Raw genomic sequence first — 7,080 nt, forward strand, 5'->3', positions numbered from 1 at the left:
TGAGCTAAAATACAATTCTGCAACTTTTAGTGGTTGTGTACTAGCCTATTTCCAAGAAAATAGGAACATCCCTAAAGAGGTAGATCCATGCCATATTGCGATTTAATTATACAAATGGTCGCAGTTATCACAGATTTATATACAAATTTGCAAGTAGGCCCTGTTTATTTGATCTAGGCCACACTATGAAGGAATCAAATCTGTAAAAATCTGCACCAGCTTGTTACAGAATTGAATCTGCAACAAAGTTCACTAACTAAAACCATGAAAAATGGAATATAGAACATAACGTTCTAGGGAGCATGAAAGATGAAAAAAACCTTAATCTCTGCATCGGTAGCATCTGTACTTACATTAGTTTCTTTCGCTACACTTGCTGAAGGCCCAAGTTTCTATGGTCGTTTAGATTTAGCTGTGACTAATTCTGATCAAGGCGCTACAACGCAAAATGGTAAAGAAGGCACAGTATTAGAAAATAACTTTTCTAACTTAGGCGTAAAAGGTAGTGAAAAATTTGCTAACGGTATTGAACTGTTATACCAAATGGAATTCCAAGTTGAAAATACTACTCAAACTGAAGGTAAGAATGGCAGTGACGAAGTTGTATTTAAAGCACGTAACACATTCTTAGGTTTAAAAAGTGACGCTGGTACCGTGTTAGTCGGCCGTAACGATACGGTATTTAAACAGTCTGAAGGTGGCATTGATTTATTCGGTAACTTCAACGCAGATATCGATCGTATGATTGGTGGCCAGTTACGTAAAGCTGACGGTCTTTGGTACTACTCACCAGTTATTGGTGGTTTAGTCACATTAAACGCAACGTATTTAATGGATGACAACTACGAAGGTTCAGATGAAGACCAATATGCATTAAGTGCAACTCTTGGTGATAAAGGTCTTAAAGCACACCCTTACTACGTAGCTGCAGCTTATAACACTATTGGTGGTATTGATGCTTACCGTGGTGTGGCACAAGTTAAGCTAGGTGAGTTCAAGCTTGGTGGTTTATACCAAAACACTGAAAGCCAAACAACTGATCAAGAAGGTGATTCTTTCTTCCTTAACGTATCTTACAACCTAAACGGCGTAAACTTAAAAGCTGAATACGGACAAGATGAAGCTGGTTTTGGTAGCTACTACAAAAATATCAAAGAAGCGACAGGTACTGACGTAAACATTACTCAAATTACTGTCGGTGCTGATTACCGCATATCTAAGTCAACCTTAGTTTATGGTCACTATGCTATGTATGAAGGCGACCACAAAGTAGGTACTGCTACTGTTGATTTAGAAGATGACAACATCTTCACTGTCGGTGCTCGTTACGACTTCTAATCATTCTGGTACAAGCTTTGGCTTAACAGTATAAATGATTAAAAATGCCAGTCTGTTTAGACTGGCATTTTTGTATCTGTAATCTAATCTTGAACTCTAGCGCTTCAAATCTAATCGTGACATCCAGAACTTGTAATCTAGCTCTTGAAATTACAGCTATCGAAATTGACGCACTTAACAGCTACCGCCAATTAAGCGATCACTTGATTAAACACTTCAACATGGTGTGATTCAACCAACTCAGGCATTACATTGTGGAAATAATGCTGAATAGCATCTTTAGCGCAATGTTGATCAAACGCAGCACGATCGACAAACTTTTCCACAAAGGCAACTTTGTTGTCGTTATCTACACTGATATTCAATTCATAACGAATACAGCCTAATTCACGACGAGTATCAGGGATCAAACTTGCCAATGCCGCCACTAACTGATCACGTTTTCCTGCTTTTGCCACAAATTGAGCGACACAAACCATTTGCTGGGTATTAACTGCATAATCTGACATCATTTTTCCTTATTAAGATCTACCCGAATCCAGATAAACAACGTATCAACGTTGAGCTGAATAGATTATCTCTAAACCCTACGCTACTAATATCGATTAGTTATTATAAATTAACAACATATCAAGATGTTCAATACCGTCTTCGAGGTACACTTCTGAATTAACAACAAAACCATGTTGTTGATAAAATTGGCGTAAATAATCTTGCGCCCCAATTTGAATATTGTCTTTTGGCCAATGTTGTTTTGCTATGGCAATGGCACCTTGCATTAATTGATTCGCCACGCCCTGACCACGTGCAGATTTTGCAACGGCAACACGGCCAATACTGGCTTGAGGATAACTAACATTTGGGGCTAATATTCGACTATAAGCAAGGATCTGACCTTGGTTATTTAGCCCAAGTAAGTGCCTTGCTTGCGGGTGTTTATCTTTTCCATCTAATTCAGGGTAAGGACAATTTTGCTCAACCACAAATACATCTACACGCAATTGCATTAACCCATAAAGCTGCTCTAAAGACAACTCAGTAAAACCAACATCGAGCCATGTTAATGTCATCTCTCACCCTAATTTATTGCTATCAATTAGGATAATACTAACATGATTAATGCATTTCATTAGGCTGATCTGAATCACTTTTCGCCACGGGTTTACGGATCAATAAAACCGCCACAACTGCAATAAATAGAAAACATGCCATAATAAAAAACACATCATTGTAAGCTTGAATATACGCTTGTTGTGACATATTTTTAGCAAGTAAAGCATAGGCCTGTGAGTTAGCACTCACCACATCAGAACCCGCGGTTTGCAGTATCGAACTGGTATGTTGTAAATAGTTGTAAGCTTGGGAGCTAACTGCCGGCAACGTCTCTTTAATATGGGCCAAATGAACTCGGGCTAAATTATCGCTTAAGGTGGCCACCAGCGCGATACCAAAAGCGCCACCTAAATTACGCATCACATTGAGCACCGTCGATGCAGAAGCATTTTCATGTGCTTGAAGATGCATTGTCGCCAAAATGCCAATAGGCACTAAAATAAACGGTTGGCCTAACGCCCGTACGATTTGCGAAGCAATCATCTGATCGCCAGCATAATCAATGGTCATATGGCTATTCATATAATAACTGGTCGCAAATAAAGCAAACCCAAGTGCAGCCAAATATCGTGGATCAAACTTCTGCATTAATTTGGGCACTAATGGCAATACCAGCAACTGCGGAAAGCCCATCCACATAATCACTTCACCGATTTCTAACGGGGTATAATCATGAATTTGTGATAAATACAGCGGGATCATATAAATCGCCCCAAACAACGCCATTCCCAGTAAAAAATACGCCACAGTGGATAAAGCAAAATCTCGCTGCGCAAGCAGACGAATATTCACTAATGGTTGAGCTTTACGTAACTGGATCCAAATAAATAAACTGATATTAATGGCGGCAATAATGGCGAGGTTACGAATAAGATCAGACCCAAACCAGTCTTTACGATTGCCCTCTTCTAATACAACTTCTAAACAGCCCATACCCAACGCCATGGTGACAATGCCTGAATAATCGGCGTCTTTTAACTTGTCCCAAATAATTGGTTTACGTTCTAAACCATAAGCCAACATTGCCATCACTAATAAGCCTGGCGGAACATTGATATAGAATAAATAATGCCAACTAAATTGTTCGGTTAACCAACCGCCTAACGTCGGCCCAATAGAAGGTGCAAATGTTGCGGTTACCCCAAACAAAGCCATACCCATGGCGCGTTTATTGTCGGGTAAAAACTCAAGAATTAATCTAAATGCTAACGGAATTAATGCCCCGCCAAAAAATCCCTGCAAGGCTCGAAAAGCGATCATTGACTCAAGGTTCCAAGACATTGAGCACAATATCGAGGCAACAATAAAGGCAGCGGTGGTCCACAGTAAATAACGACGAGTAGATAAACCGGTACTTAACCAACCAGACAAAGGAATGGCGATCATCTCAGCCACTAAGTAGGCGGTGGCTATCCAACTGCCCTCTTCTAACGTTGCGCCTAAACTACCTTGAATTTCTTTCATCGACGCATTGGTGATTTGAATATCCAAAATCGCCATAAATGCGCCAATTAAGCCGCCTGCAACGGCTATCCAAGATCGGACACTACCACGCTGATAACCGGTTGGTTTATCAGCCACTGCATTCACAGAGCGAACTGGTGATACATCTGCCTCGGTAACTGACGGGCTCATATTAATGCCCTGCTGTCACAGACGTTGATTGACCAGCAGATGCTTTAGCAAGCTCATGAGATTGAGTTGCTGACTCTGTATCAACTTCAACCAAGGCACTTAAGCCAGGTAAAATACGCCCAATTGCAGATGAGGGTTGATCATGTTCAAGACGAATACGCACCGGAATACGTTGAACAATTTTAGTAAAATTACCGGTCGCATTTTCTGCGGGTAACAAGCTAAATTTAGACCCCGATGCAGGTGCTAAACTGTCTATAAATCCCGTGAACACCTCATCAGGATAAGCATCTAAGCTAACCTTAACGGCCTGTCCGGCTTGCATGTGTTCAATTTGAGTTTCTTTAAAGTTAGCCGTAATCCACACTTGAGTATCTGGCACTAGGCTAAACAATGCTTGCCCAGGTTGAACATACTGGCCAACCATTGCACCGCGCTTACCTATAATCCCAGAAAACGGCGCTGTAACACGTGTATCAGCCAATTGAATATTGGCCAACTCGACACTGGCCATAGCCTGATCGACATCCGCTTGTACTTGTAATAATTGCGCATTAAATACCGACAATTCACGTTGCTTAGCCACTAATGCGGCTTGTGTTTCATCGACATGAGCCGATGCTGAATCGAAACCCGCCTGAAGTTGGTCAACATCATTTTGTGAACTGTAATTACTGACTTTTAATTTCTGTGAACGCTTCAACTGTTGTTGAGCAATTAACTGCTCCGACTGTGAAGCCACAACGGTAGCCTTGGCTTGATTAATTAATGCTTGTTGTAAATCAACCTTTGCGGCTAGAGTTTGCAAGTTTGCTTGCGTACTCGCCAACACTGCTTTGCTTTGAGCCAGCTTGGCAACAAACTGACTGTCTTCCAGTTGAGCCAGTAGTTCACCTTTGTTGACGTGTTGATTATCCACTAAATCAGACTGCACAATATAACCGGGGACTTTGACACTGATATTGGAAATATCAGCCTCAACATACGCATTGTCTGTTGACTCGATATATCGAACTTGTGACCACCAATAAACGCCTGCAACAACTAACACAACGATAATACCTGGCACTAACACTAACCGCTTATTGATAGACATATTTGACTCCTAATTTATTCTGCTCTAGTTTACTACTGTTTCCTTAAGTTTATTAGACAGTAAAAATTCAACCCACTGTTTCACAGGTGTAACAATATGGATCTCAACCGCGTTCAAATATTCTCGCAAGTAGTAGAACAAGGCAGTTTTACCGGTGCAGCCAGAGCACTGGGAATAACCAAAGCCACTGTGAGTCGTAAGATCGCAGATCTAGAAGCTGATGCCGGTGTGCAGTTACTGTTTCGCACCACAAGATCATTAAAGCTGACTGAAGCGGGTTCAAGTTATTACCACCGCATCAGTAAAATTTTACAAGATTTACAAAATGCCGAAGATCTTCTCAGTGCTAGCCAGCAAGACATCAAAGGCAACTTAAAAGTGATTTGCCCTATCGAGCTAGGACAATTATTTTTAGGTCGTATTCTTGCGCGGTTTCTGGCCGCTTATCCCAATATCACCATTGATGCAGAACTGACTAACCGTAAAATAGATGTGATTGAAGAAGGGGTCGATTTTCTATTTCAAATTACTGAACAGCATGATCCTAAGCTGCAAAGCTACTCATTAGTCACTGCCAGCAGACTGTTAATGGCAAGCCCAACTTACCTTAAACGTCATGGCACACCACAAATACCGCAAGATTTAATGCATCACACCGCAATTAAGTTACAGTCGGCCCACATTGATGGTGGCTGGCGTATTTTTGATGGTAACCAATGGCTTGATCTTGATCCCCCTGCGCAGCTAAAAGTCAATAATGTCACCTTTGCCCGAGAGGCTGCAATTGAAGGCTTAGGCATTACTGCGGTACCGGTTTTTATTGCACAAGAAGCCATAGACAGTAAGCAACTGATACCGATATTAGAAGACTTTCCGATGATGCAAACCAAGGTCACCCTGAGTTTTCCGCAGCGTGTGTATTTACCCCGTAAATATCGAGTGTTTGTGGAGTTTTTATATGCTGCATTGTTTGAGCATTGGGGTGAAGGCGTGCTCGAAATCCCCGATTTTGTCCAACAAAGCAATCATAATTAAAGATGAGTTTTTAAGCACAAAATAATCTATAGAATAAATAGATATTTTTAACTGACTAGGTGCTAGTATCAACTCAATCAGGTGATTAATTTAGATCATAGAGGTAAGTTCTCGCACATCATTAATTCGCAATATCAATGATAAGTTTGGTTCAGTAAATTGTTCAAAGGCTAAGTAAGTATTAAGTGGCTGATTAATTTTGGTTCATTCGATACTAACAACACAAATTACCATTTATTAGCCACGCATTATGCGTGCTAGGAGTCATACAAATGAGCAAAGAACGTAATAATTCAAAAGAAGCGAAGAAAAAACCGGCATTATCTTTAAAAGAGAAACGTGCGGTTAAGCAATCGAAAAATTCACCTGAAAATTTTGCCAGTAAGATCAAATAATTTATAAGCTTTTTTATTTGTAAATAGCTTGATATAGACATACTGAGTACATAAAAATACCGAGCAAATTGCTCGGTATTTTTGTTTGCAGCCTATTAATTAGCAGCCTACTTAACAGAATATTACTCAAAATAGCTCTAGCCGCTTTATCCCAAACCACTCAGCAGAAAATAAACCAACTGGCTACTGGTCAATGGCGAATGGTAAAAGCCTAGCGCAAATGTCCACTTGGGCAGATAAAATCAGCTCCATTAAAACTTAAGATCGCACTGCGCAATGGTATTACATTTAAACTAAAGACGATGAAAGGTGGAAAACGGTTAAATGTAACCCAAATGGCGATATCATCGAAAGTTTACCGCAATTTGAAAAAACATTAAGGCTTGCCGAAAAACTCAACGCTATTTGACCTAGCACTATTGTTCACTAGCACTATTGTTCACTAGCACTATTGTTCACTAGCACTAT

Annotated in this window: 7 protein-coding genes; 3 read left to right on the forward strand and 4 right to left on the reverse strand. The window is 40.4% G+C overall.

All coding sequences use genetic code 11. From position 1 onward, the window contains the following. Positions 1 to 309: 309 nt before the first annotated feature. A complete protein-coding gene (locus H5202_RS16390; protein WP_182773017.1) occupies positions 310 to 1,338 on the forward strand; it encodes a porin in 1,029 nt (342 codons plus the stop codon). 191 nt (positions 1,339 to 1,529) lie between these two features. Here H5202_RS16390 and H5202_RS16395 read toward each other — a convergent pair whose 3' ends face one another. From H5202_RS16395 to H5202_RS16410, 4 genes are all read right to left on the reverse strand, one after another. Then, complete coding sequence (locus tag H5202_RS16395) at positions 1,530 to 1,847, reverse strand: putative quinol monooxygenase (RefSeq protein WP_182773018.1); 318 nt, start codon at positions 1,845 to 1,847, stop codon at positions 1,530 to 1,532. Between the two features lie 96 nt (positions 1,848 to 1,943). Continuing rightward, positions 1,944 to 2,408: a GNAT family N-acetyltransferase gene (locus H5202_RS16400; protein WP_182773019.1), complete on the reverse strand. Its 465-nt coding sequence runs from the start codon at positions 2,406 to 2,408 to the stop codon at positions 1,944 to 1,946. Positions 2,409 to 2,454: 46 nt separating this feature from the next. Then, positions 2,455 to 4,086, reverse strand: coding sequence for a DHA2 family efflux MFS transporter permease subunit (locus H5202_RS16405; protein WP_182773020.1), 1,632 nt, complete (start codon positions 4,084 to 4,086; stop codon positions 2,455 to 2,457). A gap of 1 nt (position 4,087) precedes the next feature. Further along, on the reverse strand, positions 4,088 to 5,182 hold the full coding sequence (locus H5202_RS16410; RefSeq protein ID WP_182773021.1) for an HlyD family secretion protein: 1,095 nt from the start codon (positions 5,180 to 5,182) through the stop codon (positions 4,088 to 4,090). A 96-nt stretch (positions 5,183 to 5,278) separates the two neighbouring features. Between H5202_RS16410 and H5202_RS16415 the strand changes: the two genes are divergently transcribed. Then, positions 5,279 to 6,217, forward strand: a complete 939-nt coding sequence (locus tag H5202_RS16415; protein ID WP_182773022.1) for a LysR family transcriptional regulator — start codon at positions 5,279 to 5,281, stop codon at positions 6,215 to 6,217. A gap of 272 nt (positions 6,218 to 6,489) precedes the next feature. Continuing rightward, positions 6,490 to 6,612, forward strand: coding sequence for a hypothetical protein (locus H5202_RS24325; RefSeq protein WP_011635985.1), 123 nt, complete (start codon positions 6,490 to 6,492; stop codon positions 6,610 to 6,612). The last annotated feature ends 468 nt before the right edge of the window (positions 6,613 to 7,080 follow it).

The sequence above is a fragment of the Shewanella sp. SG41-4 genome (assembly GCF_014164505.1).
Lineage (GTDB): Bacteria > Pseudomonadota > Gammaproteobacteria > Enterobacterales > Shewanellaceae > Shewanella.

Coding starts and splice junctions, on each gene's coding strand:
- H5202_RS16390 (WP_182773017.1), top strand. CDS start 310: ATGAAAAAAACCTTAATCTCTGCATCGGTAGCATCTGTACTTACATTA.
- H5202_RS24325 (WP_011635985.1), top strand. CDS start 6,490: ATGAGCAAAGAACGTAATAATTCAAAAGAAGCGAAGAAAAAACCGGCA.
- H5202_RS16400 (WP_182773019.1), bottom strand. CDS start 2,408: ATGACATTAACATGGCTCGATGTTGGTTTTACTGAGTTGTCTTTAGAG.
- H5202_RS16410 (WP_182773021.1), bottom strand. CDS start 5,182: ATGTCTATCAATAAGCGGTTAGTGTTAGTGCCAGGTATTATCGTTGTG.
- H5202_RS16395 (WP_182773018.1), bottom strand. CDS start 1,847: ATGTCAGATTATGCAGTTAATACCCAGCAAATGGTTTGTGTCGCTCAA.
- H5202_RS16405 (WP_182773020.1), bottom strand. CDS start 4,086: ATGAGCCCGTCAGTTACCGAGGCAGATGTATCACCAGTTCGCTCTGTG.
- H5202_RS16415 (WP_182773022.1), top strand. CDS start 5,279: ATGGATCTCAACCGCGTTCAAATATTCTCGCAAGTAGTAGAACAAGGC.